Source organism: Acetitomaculum ruminis DSM 5522, assembly GCF_900112085.1.
Taxonomy (GTDB): domain Bacteria; phylum Bacillota; class Clostridia; order Lachnospirales; family Lachnospiraceae; genus Acetitomaculum; species Acetitomaculum ruminis.
Window position 1 is genome coordinate 46914 of sequence record NZ_FOJY01000006.1, and the last position, 15740, is coordinate 62653.

The 15740-nt window shown below is 31.2% G+C and carries 12 protein-coding genes; 11 read left to right on the forward strand and 1 reads right to left on the reverse strand.

Features of this window, described 5'->3' with window-relative positions; translation table 11 throughout:
* The first annotated feature begins 14 nt into the window (after window positions 1-14).
* The 7 genes from BM153_RS04980 (at window position 15) to BM153_RS05010 (ending at window position 9176) form a co-directional block, all read left to right on the forward strand.
* Window positions 15-1079 carry a saccharopine dehydrogenase NADP-binding domain-containing protein gene (locus BM153_RS04980; protein WP_092871374.1) on the forward strand — a complete coding sequence of 355 codons (1065 nt, stop codon included), beginning with the start codon at window positions 15-17 and terminating at the stop codon, window positions 1077-1079.
* Window positions 1069-1815 carry a thioesterase II family protein gene (locus BM153_RS04985; RefSeq protein ID WP_092871376.1) on the forward strand — a complete coding sequence of 249 codons (747 nt, stop codon included), beginning with the start codon at window positions 1069-1071 and terminating at the stop codon, window positions 1813-1815. Before BM153_RS04980 ends, BM153_RS04985 begins: the two co-directional genes overlap by 11 nt.
* Window positions 1816-1826: 11 nt before the next feature.
* Entirely contained in the window at window positions 1827-3470 is a 1644-nt protein-coding gene (locus tag BM153_RS04990) for an AMP-binding protein (protein ID WP_092871378.1), read from the forward strand.
* A 17-nt stretch (window positions 3471-3487) separates the two neighbouring features.
* A complete protein-coding gene (locus BM153_RS04995; RefSeq protein ID WP_177205579.1) occupies window positions 3488-4753 on the forward strand; it encodes a condensation domain-containing protein in 1266 nt (421 codons plus the stop codon).
* On the forward strand, window positions 4750-4983 hold the full coding sequence (locus BM153_RS05000; protein WP_092871382.1) for an acyl carrier protein: 234 nt from the start codon (window positions 4750-4752) through the stop codon (window positions 4981-4983). The genes BM153_RS04995 and BM153_RS05000 overlap by 4 nt, the downstream gene beginning before the upstream one ends.
* Window positions 4980-8060 carry an AMP-binding protein gene (locus BM153_RS05005; RefSeq protein ID WP_092871384.1) on the forward strand — a complete coding sequence of 1027 codons (3081 nt, stop codon included), beginning with the start codon at window positions 4980-4982 and terminating at the stop codon, window positions 8058-8060. The genes BM153_RS05000 and BM153_RS05005 overlap by 4 nt, the downstream gene beginning before the upstream one ends.
* 414 nt (window positions 8061-8474) lie before the next feature.
* On the forward strand, window positions 8475-9176 hold the full coding sequence (locus BM153_RS05010) for a hypothetical protein (protein WP_092871386.1): 702 nt from the start codon (window positions 8475-8477) through the stop codon (window positions 9174-9176).
* Between the two features lie 194 nt (window positions 9177-9370).
* On the opposite strand, the gene BM153_RS05015 is transcribed toward BM153_RS05010, so the two are convergent.
* Window positions 9371-10087 carry a YoaK family protein gene (locus BM153_RS05015; protein WP_092871388.1) on the reverse strand — a complete coding sequence of 239 codons (717 nt, stop codon included), beginning with the start codon at window positions 10085-10087 and terminating at the stop codon, window positions 9371-9373.
* Between the two features lie 206 nt (window positions 10088-10293).
* Between BM153_RS05015 and BM153_RS05020 the strand changes: the two genes are divergently transcribed.
* The 4 genes from BM153_RS05020 to BM153_RS05035 all read left to right on the forward strand — a co-directional run bounded on the left by BM153_RS05020 (window position 10294) and on the right by BM153_RS05035 (window position 15455).
* Window positions 10294-10962, forward strand: a complete 669-nt coding sequence (locus BM153_RS05020; RefSeq protein WP_092871390.1) for a response regulator transcription factor — start codon at window positions 10294-10296, stop codon at window positions 10960-10962.
* Between the two features lie 27 nt (window positions 10963-10989).
* Window positions 10990-11994 (forward strand): sensor histidine kinase, encoded by a 1005-nt coding sequence (locus BM153_RS05025; RefSeq protein ID WP_092871392.1) that lies wholly within the window; start codon window positions 10990-10992, stop codon window positions 11992-11994.
* A 150-nt stretch (window positions 11995-12144) separates the two neighbouring features.
* Complete coding sequence (locus tag BM153_RS05030) at window positions 12145-12843, forward strand: ABC transporter ATP-binding protein (RefSeq protein WP_092871394.1); 699 nt, start codon at window positions 12145-12147, stop codon at window positions 12841-12843.
* 14 nt (window positions 12844-12857) lie between these two features.
* A complete protein-coding gene (locus tag BM153_RS05035) occupies window positions 12858-15455 on the forward strand; it encodes an ABC transporter permease (protein ID WP_092871396.1) in 2598 nt (865 codons plus the stop codon).
* The last annotated feature ends 285 nt before the right edge of the window (window positions 15456-15740 follow it).

Below are 15740 nucleotides of genomic sequence, written 5' to 3' on the forward strand. Positions count from 1 at the left end.
TAAGGGGGATTAGTATGAAAGTTGCCGTTATAGGCGGAAGCGGTGAAATAGGCAACAGTTTAACAGATATTTTAAAAAGTGATAATACTTTGGAATTAACTGCCACATACCATTTAAGGTCTGTGGCAGAAGATAAAAATATCATATGGGAAAAGTGTGACCTTGAATCTAAAGAAGACCTTAAAAAAATAGTAAAGGAAGCTGACCTGGTGATAAATTGTGCAGGAGCATCCTACCTAAACAGCGAAAAAGTAGCCAGAATAACAGGGGAATTTGGAAAAATCTATATTGATCCCTTTGGAGGAAAATATTTAAAAAACAAATTAAAAGATTTAGAAAATGATGGGATGTTTATACTTTCCGCGGGTTGTTTTCCCGGAGTATCAGGATTTTTTATAGATAATCTTTGCAAATTGTTTGATAAGGTTGAAAGAATCGAAGGGAAAATGATTCAAACTGAAATCCCAAGTAAATGTGCCATTAAAGACTATGTTTTAAGCAGTTTAAACGGATTCGGAAAGCCCGGACAATATTTAAAAAATAAAGCTTATCAGGCAGATAGGAGTCCCAAAGACAAAGTAAAAGAATTTGATAATGGCAAAAAAGCTGATTTAGGACTTTATTATACGGAAGAACTTGATGAGTTGGTAAAAAAATATCAGGTGGAGGAGGCTTACTGGTACACCATGAAAATGTCCCCTTCTGTTTTAAAAATTATGCAAAAATGCATTATGGACTATGTAAAAAACAAGTCAGAAGAGGAACTTGATAAGGGGGCAGATGCCATAAGAGATTGTCTTTTAAAAAACTTTGATAATAGTAATAATCCTGATTTACCAAAAGTTAATATAGAAATAGATGTTGAAGGAACTATTAAGGGAAAGGAAAAAAGAAAAAGCATTGATTATTATTTTGACAATGGCAGCAGGCTTAGTGCCTTCTTTATCAGTCAGATTGTTATGAAACTTAAAAGTAAAAAGAAGAAAAATGGAATATATTGGGGAACTGACATAGTTGATTATGACTGTATGAAAGAACTGTGCCAGTTTTCCGGAAACAGAGGGGAAAATGAGAAATAAATGGATTGCCCATGAAAGATTTAATGAGGATGCCAAAATAAATTTAATATGTATACCTTATGCAGGAGCCAGTGCAAATATGTTTGGAAACTGGAAATATTTATTTCCTGAAAAAATAAATGTACTTCCGCTGCTATTTCCTATGAGAGAAATGAGAATTTCCGAGAAAATGCCGGAAACAGTAGAAAAAATGGCCAGGGAGTTTTTTGAGGATTCAAAAGAGCTTTTTAATAAGAAAGTTTTGATTTTTGGACATTGTACGGGAGCGATATTAGCTTATGAAATTGCGAAAACAGTTAAAGCTTTACTTGGAAAAGATGTTTTTGGAATAATTGCCTCAAGTTCTAATGAACCGGGGATGATGCCTGAAGAAATGAGAGAACTGGCCAGTGCAAATGACAATAAGCTGATTGAATATTTAAAAAAAGAAAAACTTGTTGAAGATGAATTATTAGAGGATGAGGACTTTTGTACTTATTATCTGCCCCTGCTTCATGCAGATTTTGATATGTATGGAGCCTATAAAGCAAGTAGGAAGAAAAAGTTAAAATGCCCCATAATAACAATTTATGATGAAAATGATAAAAAAATAAGTAAAGATGCAGTACATGCATGGGCTGATTATACACAAGGAAACTATAGCTTTAGGCAGGTGGACGGAGGACATTATTATATTAAGAATCCGGAAAATGTAATAAAAGTACTTAATGAATTTATAGAAAAAGCAAATAATTAAAGGAGTCGGGCGTGATTAATTTAAATGAGGATGAATTTTATGAGTTAGGCAAATATTTGTACCATAAACGCTGGAACATAGAAACGGGAGAAAATAGCCAAAAAGAAATAAATAATTACTTGAATTTTGGAAAAAGGATGGAATATCTTGCAAAAAAATATCCTTCAAAATGCGCTATTGTATGTGAAGATGAGCAAATTAGTTATAGCGAGTTTAGAAAAAGATATTTAAGACTTTCTTATTATTTTAAAAACCAGGGTTTTAAAAAGGGGGATAAGTTTGCCCTACACTTAGAAAACAGTGAAATGTTTATAATTATACTTTTTTCTTTACTTGAACTGGGAATTGTACCGGTACTGCTTTTACCGGCCCATGAGAAAAAAGAGATTATGGGGGTTGTTAAAAAAGCTGATGTTAAAGCAATCATAGTAGATAAAAGAGATGCTTCTTATGAAGAAATAATAGATGAAGTTGTAAGGGAAAATATCAATCTTGAAAAAGTTTATATTTCAATGGAATTAAAAAATATTTCTTTAGATGAAAATATTGATTTTACAGATTTTGTATCTGAAGAGGTTGATTTTAATGATACGGCTTTACTACTTTTATCAGGGGGAACTACAGGACTTCCAAAGCTGATAGCCAGAACACAAGGAGATTATATCTACAATAATGAAGCACTAGCCAGAAGACTTTTATTAAATGAGGAAAGTGTATTTTTATCCATTCTTCCCCTTGCTCACAATTTTCCTTTGGGGGCACCGGGGATTATGGGAACCTTGCTTTGTGGAGGAAAAGTAGTGGTGGGAAAATATGCAACTCCTCTTGAAATATTATATCTGATAGAAAAAGAAAAAGTGACTTTTGTTTCATTGGTTCCAACAGTACTTAATATGTGTATGCAATATAGGAAAATAGATGATTCTGATGACTTAAAAAGCCTTGAATTTATAATGGTTGGAGGGGCTGTCCTTCCAGCCAAGCTTTCTAAAAATGTTGATAAGCTATTTGGAGCAAAACTAATTCAGATATACGGTACTGCAGAAGGATTGTGTTGTTGTAATTTTTTGCAGGATGACTTTGAAACAAGAATTTCCTGTCAGGGGAAACCTTGCAGTCCTTTTGATATTTTAAAGATTGTTGATGAAAATGGTAATGAGTTACCTAAAGGAAAAGAAGGAGAACTGGTTACAAAAGGTCCATATACCATAAAAAGTTATTATCAGTTGGAAGAAAAACAAATGGAGTATTTTACTAGTGACGGATTTTATAAAACAGGAGACAGGGTAAAAATAGATAAAAGGGGCAATGTTTTTGTACTGGGAAGAGCAAAGGAACAAATAAACCGGGCAGGAGAAAAAATAATGCCTTTGGAAATTGAAGAGGCACTTTTGACTAATGAAGCCATAGATGAATGTGCCATAGCAGGAGTTAAAGACGAACTTTTAGGAAACAGAATATGTGCATTTGTAAAAGCAAATAAAAATATCACCTTAAATGATATAAAAAAATATCTAAAATCTAAAAACATGGCTTCCTTTAAGATGCCGGATGAGTTGATTTTAGTGGATTCTATGCCTTATACGGCAGTAAAAAAAATAGATAAAAATAAGTTGATTAAAATCTTTGAAAAAAGAAAGCCGGTGTTTACATAAAAATGGAAAGTCAAGAAATGACACGATTACAATGCGCATATCAACTGGCAGAAAGTATGGATTTTGATTTGTGTGGAATAGAATGCAGTGTTTACATTGAATTTAAAACAAGAAATTTAGACTATGACAGATTAAATAATGCCTGGAAAGAAGTATATAAAAGACATCCTGCCTTAAGAGGAAGGATAGTTGAAGATGGCTACATTGAATATGTTGATTTTAACGGATTTGAGGACATAATTCTAATAAATAAAAATGATGATGCAAAAAAAATATGTCAGGAAATGATAAAAAGAGAAAATTCAAATATGGCTGTATTACTTGCTTATAAAGAGGCTCGAAAAGTAAAAAAAATGTATTTTTCCATGAATATAATATTGGCTGATCCTTTAAGCTTCCAGATAATATTGGAGGATTTGTCCAATTATTATATAAAAGGAAAATTTGAAACAGAGATAAATGATGAAAAAATAAATGAATATTTTGATATTGTCTGGAAAACTTCAAGACAGGAAAAGAAAAAAGACAGACAGTATTGGAAAGAAAAAATCACTGACTATGGAATATGCTATAAAATTCCTGCCTGTTTTCGGAAAAATTATACAAAGGAATACGAAAGTCATAAAGCTTATTTAGATAAAGAAAGCTATGCTTCTTTACTTAAATGTTCAAAAAAATATGGGGTATCTTTGGAAATGGTACTTCTTTCAATTTTTGCATTAGCAGTAAAAGAAGAAGTAAAAGAGGAAAAGATAGTTATAAATTATCCATTATTTGAAAGGGAAAAATCTTATGAAGACTGTGTAGGGGATTTTTCAAAAAATCTTCTTGCCGGACTTGATTTAAGAAATCTCACAAGCTTTAAGTCCTTGGTTTTAAAGGTTTTTAACCAGATTAAAGAATATAAATCTCACTTAAGTTTAGACGGACTTGAAGTTATGACTTTATATAACAGCTATCTTTTAGATGATAATTATAAAGAAGCCCTGGTCTTTTCTCCAAGTATAAAAAAAGACTTGATATCTAAAGATTTTCTTGAACAAATAGGAGATATTGTTGAAATATCCTCAAAAACTCCTGATGTGGCCTTGGATGCTCAGACCTATAAAATTAAAGATACTTTGTTTTTTATATGGGTTGTTCCAAAAAACTGGTTTAATAAAGGACAAATAGAAAAAATGTTTAAAAAATATATGAGCTTATGCGAAAAATACGCAAATGAAAATCAATGGGAAAAGGGAGAAGATTTTAAAGCAAAAGAATTGAAAGGAGAATTGGCATGAAAGAAGAATTAGAAGAAAAGATAAAAAGCATGGTTTCTGGAATTTTAAACATAACAGACAGCTTTGATATAAATGAAGGTTTTATTCAATTAGGGGCTGATTCTATGTTTTTTGCAAAGTTACAGATAGAAATAAAAAGACAATTAGGCAAAAGATTACCCTTGAAAGTAATTTTTTCAAATGCCAGTGTAAGTATGCTGGCTGATGAAATTTTGGGAGAGAGCTTATGAAACAAAATGAATATGAATATGAATTAACAGATCTTCAAAAGATGTATCTTGTTGGGGAAAAAAAGGATATGCTTTTGGGCGGGCGGGCCAGTCATGCTTATTTTGAAATAATAGTAAAAAATTCAAAGTATAAAAAAATTGATGAAGCCCTAAAAAAACTGGTTTTGGTACAGGATGTTTTTAGAGGGGTAATAAAAGAGGATAAGTTTATTATTAAAGAAAAGATGCCTGTAAAAATAGGCCATGCAGATCTTTCAAAAATGAATACTGATTTGAAAGAGATTCTATTAAATGAAATTGCAAAAAGGATGTTTGAAACGGATTTTAATCTGGAAAAAGGGCCTTTGTTTACCTTCATTGTATCTAAAATATCAGATGAAGAAAGCATCATTCATATATGTCACTCAGGGGTAATCGCTGATGGTAGCTCTCATGAGATAATTCTTAAAAATATCAAAGTTTTATATGATAAAGAAGAGGTGACACTAAAATGCAGTTTTAAAGATTATGCAGATTACTTAAATGAATTAAAGAAAAGTGATTATTTTAAAACTGATAAAGAAACTCTTTTAAAAAGATATGAAGGTTATGACTTTTGGCCGGAACTTCCTTTAAAAAAAAGGGAATCTGAAATAGAATTACCAAAGAATAATAATATAGAATTTTTCCTGGAAAAAGAAATATATGAAAATGTATGTTATATTGCCAAAGAATATGAGCTTACTTCCTTTGCAATTTTGTTTTCCCTGTTTTCAAAAATTATTTCAAGATATTCTTTTAACAAAAAATTTTTGCTGAATATACCGGTTTCAAACAGAAATATTTTTTTAGATGGAGTAGATGAAATAGTAGGGCTTTGTTCAAATTTTATTATATTTGATGTTGATGACTCAAAAAATATTTCAGTTTTAGATTATGCAAAAGAAGTTCAGGAAAAATTATTAGCCATTATGGATTGTGACACCTGTCTTGGAAGTGATGTGATTAAAGAACTTCAAAAAAATACAAATGGAGCTCTTGTTGCCCCGGTTGTGTTTACAAAGATTTCAAAAAATGACTCCTGTAATATAGAAAATATGGCTATACGCCGTACAAGAAGCTATACCAGCCAGGTGTGGTTGGAAGTTTTAATTAGCGAATGCCAAGAAGGAATATCTGTGGGAATAAGTTATGTAGAAGACTTATTTCAAGAGATTATCCCTAAAAACATAGGCAAAAATTATATTAATTGCATAAATCTTTTGGCAAAAAGAGAAATTGACATACAAGATATTTATGAACTTCCATTAATTGAAGAAGATATGGAAATTATTAACAAAATAAATGATACAGGTAAGAGTCTTGATGAAAGAAGTATATTTGAAATTCTTGAGTATAATTTTAATAAATATGCCAACAAACCTCTTTTGTGTACCCAAAATGAAGTATTAACCTATAAAAATGTAAAGGAAAACGCTGAAGATATTGCATTTCTTGTAAATAATAATATAAAAGACAAAAAAAGCATTGTGGGATTATATTTAAAAAAGGGTATGTCCCAGGCCTTGTGGGAAATAGCACTTTTATACGCCGGAATAAGCTTTTTGCCCATTGATATAGAACTTCCTGCAAAAGCAGTAGGAGAATGTATAAAAAGGGTGGGAATAGAACTTATTATTACAGATGAAAATCTCCATGAAAAAATAAAAGATGATATAAATTGTAAAATAATTGAAATTTCTGCAGTTGAAAAAAGTAAATATAAAGTAAGTGATAATTATAATGAAAGTCCTGTTTTTATAAATACTTCAGGAACTACCGGAGTTTCAAAAACTGTGGAATTAAGCCAAAAGGCAATAGTAAACTGCATATTTGACTCGGTGGATGTGTTTGGTCTTACAAGTGATATTACATGTTTTGCCATTACAAATTATTGTCATGATATGTCTTTATTTGATTTTATCGGAATACCCCTTATAGGTGGTAGCATTGTTATTCCGGAAGATATTGAAAAGGAGCCTGATGAATGGATTAAGTTAATGAATAAATATCAGGTTAATTTCTGGAATTCTGTTCCTGCATTAATGCAAATGCTTATTCTTTCAGAAGAGGATAGAAAAAAAGAGGCTTTTTCTTCCTTGAAGCAGATAATTTTAGGAGGAGATTATCTTAACACTAAACTGGCAGAGGATATAAAAGCCCTTAATGAAAATATTAGATTATTTAATGTTGGAGGACCAACTGAAACCACTATTTGGAATATAGCCCATGAAGTAGTTAGTGAAGATATTAAAAAGGGTCAAATTCCTTATGGAATGCCTTTTCCTTCTACAAAATATTATATTTTAAACGAAAAAAAGGAAATTTGTCCTGTGGGAGTCAAGGGAACTATGTTTGTAGAGGGGCTTGGAGTTTCTAAAGGATATGTAGGAAATAAAAAGGAGACAGAAAAAAAATTTACAGACTATAGGGGAAAACGAGTCTACAATACAGGAGACCTGGGCTGTTATACAAAAAACGGCGAAATTATAATTTCCGGAAGAAAAGATTTTCAAATTAAAATAAACGGAAAGAGGATAGAGATAGGACAGGTAGAAAATGCCATGTCAGAAATTGAAAAAATAAAGTCCTGTGCTGTAGTTTATAATGAAAAAATAAAAAAGATGGTTGCTTTTTATACCGGTGATGAAAACATTTCTGAAACAGAAGTGGAAAAGCAAATGCATTTAAGGCTTCCTTCTTACATGGTACCGACAAAATTTTACAAAATTGATACTATTCCTCTTACAGCAAATGGAAAAACCGATAGAAAAAAACTTATTATAAGCCTTGAAAATAAGCAAAATCCAGAAAATAACAAGAGGGAAAACAGTGACATCATGGAGAAACTTTATCAATTTTGTGAGGAAGTATTTGAAAATGATGAAATTTATGAGGAAGAAAATTTTTATGATATGGGAGGAGATTCGATTTCTGCAATGAAGCTTGCAGGAAAAATAAAAAGAAACTATAATATTTCATTTTCAGTGACTGATATATTGACAAATCCAATGCTTAGTGAGGTTGAAAATGTAATAAAAAGAAAACTTCTGTCCTAGCTTATTAGAAAAAAAGCTGCTGTCTTAGGTGACAGGGCTTTTTTTGTTTAGCAATTTACAATTAAAAGGAATTATCTGTAAATTAATTGCAATTCTTAATATTTTCTTAATACAATTGAAAGGTTTAGAAATATCTTCTACAATGATACTGGGGTGACGGTTTGATAATTGATTATCCCTGAAAAATAATGAAAAATCCCATAATGAGTGTGAGATTATCGAATAATAAGAAGAATGGGCTATTATTAGAATTGATGAAACAAATGGAGTAGAAGACGCAAATTACCAAGTATATAATGAGTAAAAAGACTGAACTTTTGAATGATTTTAACTATATTTTCGGAATTTATATACAAGATATTTTTTGTGTATAAAAAGATATTGCTTAATCTAATTATTGAATGGAGGATTCACATGAAAAAAAAGATTTTATTTGTAGTATTGATTGTTATGGTATTTGGTATTGTTGCCTGGGGTAAAACTAATGAAACTAAAAAAACGAACGAAGAGGCAACAAATGTTATTAGCACTAATGAGGATGGGGAAAAGTTGTCAGCTACAAATAGCAAAGAAAAACCAAAAGAAATAATAATGTCAATAGATACAGATGCAGATATGGATAAATCTTTTGATAATATTGATGAATTACAGGATAATTGTGACTTAATAATAAAAGGTGTGGTAGAAGCAATCAAGCCTTACTGTGATGAAACTGCAACAGTATATTCAAATTATAGTGTGAAAATCTCAGAATCCTTTAAGGGAGATTTAAAAGAAGGGGATACACTTACTATTTCAGATTTTGGCGGTATTATCCCGGCAGAAGAATATTTAAAATATCAGGACGACCCAAAAGCTGTGGAAGAATTTCAAAAATATGAAACCTTAAAGGATAAATATGTGGAGTATTCCTTTGAAGGTGCATGGAGACCGGAAACAGGTAAGACATATATCTGGTATCTTGAAAAAAATAAAGTGGGTGATAAAACATATTATAATCCGGCTAACGCATATCAGGGTATTTTCAAAGTAAAAGGAAATGAACTGGAAAGATATAATCCGGAAGTGAGTGATAAAAACTATCAGACAAAATGCACCATGGATGAAATAAAGTAATAAAAAAATAAATCTAGATAACATATATAACATGTAAACGAAAGTGAAGGTCTTTTTAAAAATTTATACAAGCATCAGTCAATAAAGTGGAAAGGTAATGAAAACTGACTGAAAAATAGAAAAAATAAATATATCATACTATATTAACCAGTAAAACTAGTTGCTATAGTATGATATATTTTTGCAAAAAAATCTTAGTGTCCTCGGGGAACTTTGGATAAAAGATCTTTTTCGTAGGTTCTATCGGCTATTGCCAGTCTTATAAAGATGAAAAGTAAAAGGGGAATAACACAAAGGATTGCTTTAACATCAAAAAATGTGCAGACAACTGTGGCAAAAATACCCCCAAAAGAAAACATTAATAACATTATTCCATGCATTTTCCACCTTTTAGAAGCCTCTTTATCCTTATCTCGAATTGCCTTTACAATATTGCTTCCGGTTTGTCTTATGTGGTTTGTGACAAAGGTAGTAGCCATTGGTATTCCTTCGTTTTGGCGATAGGTATTAAATTGCATGGAGCAGATAAAATTTAAGGTAATCTGACATATCTGATCCGGAGCGCTTTTGGGTAAAAGACCTAAAAAGATAACGGCTAAAATTTCAATAGCCACCAAAATGGTATCCCATCTGAAAAAGTGAAATTTTTTAATTTTCTTTGCCAGTATTTCAGAGAGAATGGCTCCTAAAAAATAGGATGAAATGGGAATAATAAGATACATTACCTGAGCTAGATTGGCAGTTCCTATTGCCATTGATAAAAGGACTATATTTGCTGTCTGGGCATTGCAGAAAATACCACCTCTAACGCTGTAGGTATATGCTCCGTAAAAACCGCCCACTGCAATAAGAAGCCAGAAAGTCCAATGCTTTTCACACTCAAGAAAAAAAGAATTTTTCGGGGTACTCATTTTTAACATCTCTTTTCTTTTTTAAAAGTAAAATATTTACAACAAACGATGCCTCATATTTAAGCACAAAAAATTTTAAGTGTCAAGGAAGGTATTGTTTATAGCTAGGGCACAAATAACTATTCACAAAAGAATATTAATGCTTTAGAATAAGTAGAAAAGATTTAATATAAATTTGTGAATATTTATTAAAAAAAGAGGAGAAAATGACAAAGATTTTATTAGTGGAAGATGATGAAAGCATTGTTTCATCTCTTAGTGAATATCTTTCCATGGAAGGATTTGCCATAAAAAATGTATCCGGGCAAAAAGCTGCCATTGAAATGATTAAAAAAGAACTTTTTGATATTGTATTACTAGATATTTCCCTAAAAGACGGAAATGGATTTTCTGTATGTTCAAGTATAAAAGCCCAATTAGACATTCCCGTTATTTTTCTTACAGCTTCTGGGGATGAAGGAAGTATTGTGGCAGGCTTTGAACTGGGAGCAGATGATTATGTTCCAAAACCATTCAGACCAAGAGAACTGGTATCCAGAATAAAAAATGCCCTTAGAAAATATCAAAATACCGGAAATGAAGTAAAAATTGATAATGTATATGTGGATATGGACAAGGCAAGGGTCACAAAAAAAGGAGAAGAGTTAAATCTGTCTGCATTGGAATACAAATTGCTTGTTATGTTTATTATGAACAGGGGAAAATTACTTTCAAGAAACCAAATCTTAGAAGAAATATGGGACATTGCCGGAGATTTTGTAAATGACAATACCCTTACGGTTTACATTAAGCGTTTAAGGGAAAAAATAGAGGATGACCCCAAACATCCCACCATCATAAAAACCATAAGAGGTTTAGGATACAGATTAGACTAGAAAAACAAGGACTTGGAAAAGTAAAATATGAAAATATTAAAAAACCCGGAGATTTTGATGCAATTAGGAATATATATTATTTTTATTCCTGTTTTTGCCGGAATTTCCTTTTATCTTAATTATTATGCAGGCCTTCTTTCTGTATTTGCAGGTCTGTTTTTCATAAGTTCATTTATACTTTTTGAAAAAAAGAAATATAAAGAAGTGATGGAATTAACTTTTACCTTGGATAAAATACTTCATGGTGATGAAATATTGGAAATAAAGGATTGCAATGAGGGAGACCTGGCGATTTTAAAAAGCGAAATTCAAAAAATGACTATACAATTAAGAGAACAAAGCCTGTCATTAAAAGATGACAAGATTCAAATGAGTGAAGCTATCGCAGACATCTCCCATCAGTTAAGAACTCCCCTTACCTCCATGAGTGTGACAGTGGATCTTTTATCAAAAGAAAATATAAGTAAAGAAGAAAATATCAGGCTTTTAAGAGATATAAAAAGCTCCTTAAAAAGGATAGACTGGCTTATTGAGGCTTTGCTTAAAATGTCAAAATTAGATGCCGGCACCGTAAAATTTAATATGACTGATTTATCCGTTAGGGAGCTTATAAATCAGTCCTGCCAGGCTTTTTTAGTGGTAATGGATTTAAAAAACCAAAATCTAATTATAGATGCTTTAGATGAAAGACTTTTAGGAGACATGTTATGGTTACGGGAAGCTTTGGGAAATATAATAAAAAACTGCATGGAACATTGCGGTGAGGGAGGGACAATCTCAGTTTCAGCCAAAGAAAATGCCATTTATACACAAATTCTTGTAACTGATAATGGAAAGGGCTTTGATAAAGATGATTTACCTAATTTATTTGAAAGATTTTACAGGGGAAAAAACGCCTCAAAGGACAGTGTAGGTATTGGATTAGCCCTGGCAAGAAGTATTATTATGGCTCACAATGGCACTATAACCGCTAAAAATAGTAAAGATGGCGGTGCAGAATTTGATATTAAAATTTACAAAGTTATATGTTAAATAAGAAAATGACACTAAAGTGACAGAATTTATTTATTAATTGTCATGAAGGTGTCATTTTTCTTTGGTAAACTATCACTAAAGAAGTTATTAATTGATCAATTGTCAATAATTTTTAAAGATAGGATGAAAACAAGTTAGGAGAAGAAGATGGAAATTTTAAAAGTAGAGAACCTTTCAAAAATTTATGGTAAAGGAAACAATGAAGTAAAAGCCTTAGACAATATCTCTTTTTCAGTGGAAAAAGGTGAATTTGTAGCAATTATCGGACCTTCTGGTTCAGGAAAATCAACTCTTATACATATTTTAGGAGGGGTTGACAGACCAAGCTCAGGTAAGGTTTTTATGAATGGACAGGATGTTTATAGTCAAAATGAGGAACAACTTGCAATTTTCAGAAGAAGACAGGTGGGACTTATTTATCAGTTTTACAATCTTATTCCTGTATTAGATGTAGTGGAAAATATGACTCTTCCGATTTTACTTGATGGAAGAGAAGTAAATAAAGAACATTTAGAGGAGCTTATTAAAATATTAAAGCTTGATGAAAGAAGAAATAATCTTCCTAACCAGCTTTCCGGAGGACAACAGCAAAGAGTTTCCATAGGAAGAGCCTTAATGAATGCTCCGGCTGTAGTATTGGCAGATGAGCCAACAGGAAATCTTGATTCCAAAAACAGTCATGAGATTGTGGAGTTGTTGAAGTATTCAAATAAAAAATATAATCAGACTTTGATTATCATTACTCATGATGAATCTATTGCCTTACAGGCGGACAGGATAATATCAATAGAAGACGGACACATTGTAAAAGATGAGCGTATGACAAATACTAGAAAAGCTGTTTAAAAGGAGCGTAAAAAATGAGGGTTTTATTTAAATATACAAGAAATGCCTTGAAAAAGAGTAAAACAAGAACCCTGGTGACTATAATAGGAATTATATTATCCATGGCACTTTTTACTGCTGTAATAGAAGGCGCATTTTCAGGACTTATTTTCTATAGAAATTCTATTGTTGAAGAATATGGAAAATTTCAGGGTTTTTACTCAGACATAAACAAAAAAGACAAAAAAGAAATTATTAAAAGTGATGAGATTGAAAGTTATGCAAGCTGGGAAGAAGTAGGATGGGCAAAAATCGATTCTAGCATTGAAGAAGATAAGCCATATATCCATATTGAATCTATGGGTAAAAACTTTAATGACCTGGTAAAGGTTGATTTATTAGAGGGAAGGATGCCAAAAGATTCCTCAGAAATAATTATTTCGGATTCATTAGTTTCTAATTTGGACAGTAAAAGCATAGCTGATTTTAAAGTAGGTAAAACTATAGATTTATCTATAGGTCAAAGACTTTTAAATGGAAATGCACCCAAAATGAATGATAATTTTGATGCAGATGAAGAATTAGTTGATACAAAAGAAAAAAGTCTAAAGATTGTTGGAGTTTTTTCAAGACTTAGCTACGATATAGAATACTTTGAATGTCCTGGTTATACCGCCCTTACCCTAGGGGAGGGAAATGGAAATTATGGAGTGTTTTTCACCCTTAAATCACCGGATAAATTTGTTGAAATGACAGAAAAAATCGGATATATAGATAATTTAAGGAGTAATGGTGAGTTATTAAGAACCTATGGGAATCTTGGGGACGGGAACATCAAAAAGATGCTGTTTGGCTTTACATCGTTTCTTGTAGTGTTTATTGTTGTGGGATCCGTATCTTTGATTTATAACTCATTTTCCATATCCCTAAGTGAAAGAACAAAGCAATATGGAATATTAAAATCCATAGGAGCAACTAAAAAACAAATAGTTATAAGTGTATTTTATGAAGCCTTTGTTTTGGCACTAATAGCCATTCCTATAGGAATGATTGTAGGATGTGTAGGTATTGGAACAACCTTTTATCTTTTAAAGGATGCCTTTAAAAGTCTGCTGTCAAGAAATAACAATACGGAAATATATCTTGTTTTGAATTTTTCTGCACTTATTATTGCGGCTTTAGTATGTCTTTTTACAACTATGATTTCCGCTTTGATACCTGCCTTAAGAACAATTAAAAAATCGGCTATTGAATCTATCAGACAGGTAGATGATATTAAAGTCAGTGCTAAAAAAGTAAAAACTTCTAAAATTACTCAAAAAATATTCGGTTTTGAAGGAATGATGGGAGCAAAAAACTTTAAACGAAATAAAAAAAGATATCGTACTACGGTAATATCCCTTTGTATAAGTGTAGTAATTTTTATTACCGCTTCAACCTTTTCAGCCTATGTAAGCAGCTCCTTAAACGAATTTAATGTAATGGAAGGAACAGCAGACATAAGATATGGATTTGATAACGAGCTGTTTGAAAGTATAGAATCAGAAAGAAAGGTATTTGATTTATTAAAAAATGCTAAGGATGTAACTGGTTCTGCCTTTGTAATTGAACTTTCAAATCAGGGTATATCCTTTGAAACAGAGTATGCTACAGATGAATATTTAAAATATTTTTCTGAAGAAAGGGCTAAAAGTGTAAAAAGTTATTCACAAATCATTTTTTTAGATGATGACTATTTTAAAGAAATATGTAAAAACAATAATTTAAATTACAAGGATTATTTTGATAAAACAAATCCGAAAGCTATTATGCACAACCATGAAACAACTATTTATCAAACTGATAATGGAACAAAGTTTATCCAATATGAAATTCTGGATAAAAATAAGTTGCCTCTTGTGGTAAATCCATTTGTTGAAAATGAATATGATGAAAATGGAGATATAAAAGAAGAGTCTTTTGAATTAAAACATAATGTAAATATTAATGGTTTCGCAGATGATTGTGGTTTTATAATCGGAGATGTAGCTTGTGTTATATATCCAAGCACTATGTTTGATACAATGGTTGGAAAAGGAATGGAAGACAACTTTTATACCACATGCGTATTTACCAGCGAAAACCATGTAAGCAGCTATGATGACATGACGAATATACTTACTGAAAACAGTTATAACACCAATACTTTGAATGATTTAGCCCAAAACGGTGAATCAAATAAGTTGATTATCTTTATTTTAGATGTTTTTGCCTACGGCTTTATTGTCCTGATTTCACTTATTGTAACAGCCAATGTATTTAATACTATTTCCACTAATGTACTTCTTAGAAGAAGAGAATTTGCTATGATGAAATCAGTGGGAATGACTGAAAAAGGCGTAAGACACATGCTGTATTATGAAAGCTTTATATATGGATTTAGAAGTATAATAACCGGCGTTCCTATTGCAATATTGCTTTCTTACTATATATACAAAATCTCAAATTTTGCAGGGGATATTCCATTTTTCATACCTGTGGAAAGTATATTAATTGCAGTAATAAGTGTATTTGTAGTAGTATTTGCCACAATGCTTTTTTCATCAGGAAAACTTAAAAAAGACAATACAATAGAAGCCTTAAGAAGTGAATAAATTTACAACAGATAAATAAAAGAAAAAGGAACCTGAAAAATATTAGGGTTCTTTTTTCTTTTTCTCTTATCCAAAATCACATTCAAAAAATTAAGAAAAAATAAACTATACATACATATTGCCTAATGAATAAGGTGAAGCACCCCTTGTTTTTGTAAGTAATTAGTATTATAACTTGTTTATTTTTTTTCAGTGAAGTTTGTGGAGATTTTTTATCTTGTGTCGATATAGTATGTGTGTTAGAATGCTGAAAATACGGTCACGCACATAAAGCTCCACTTAACA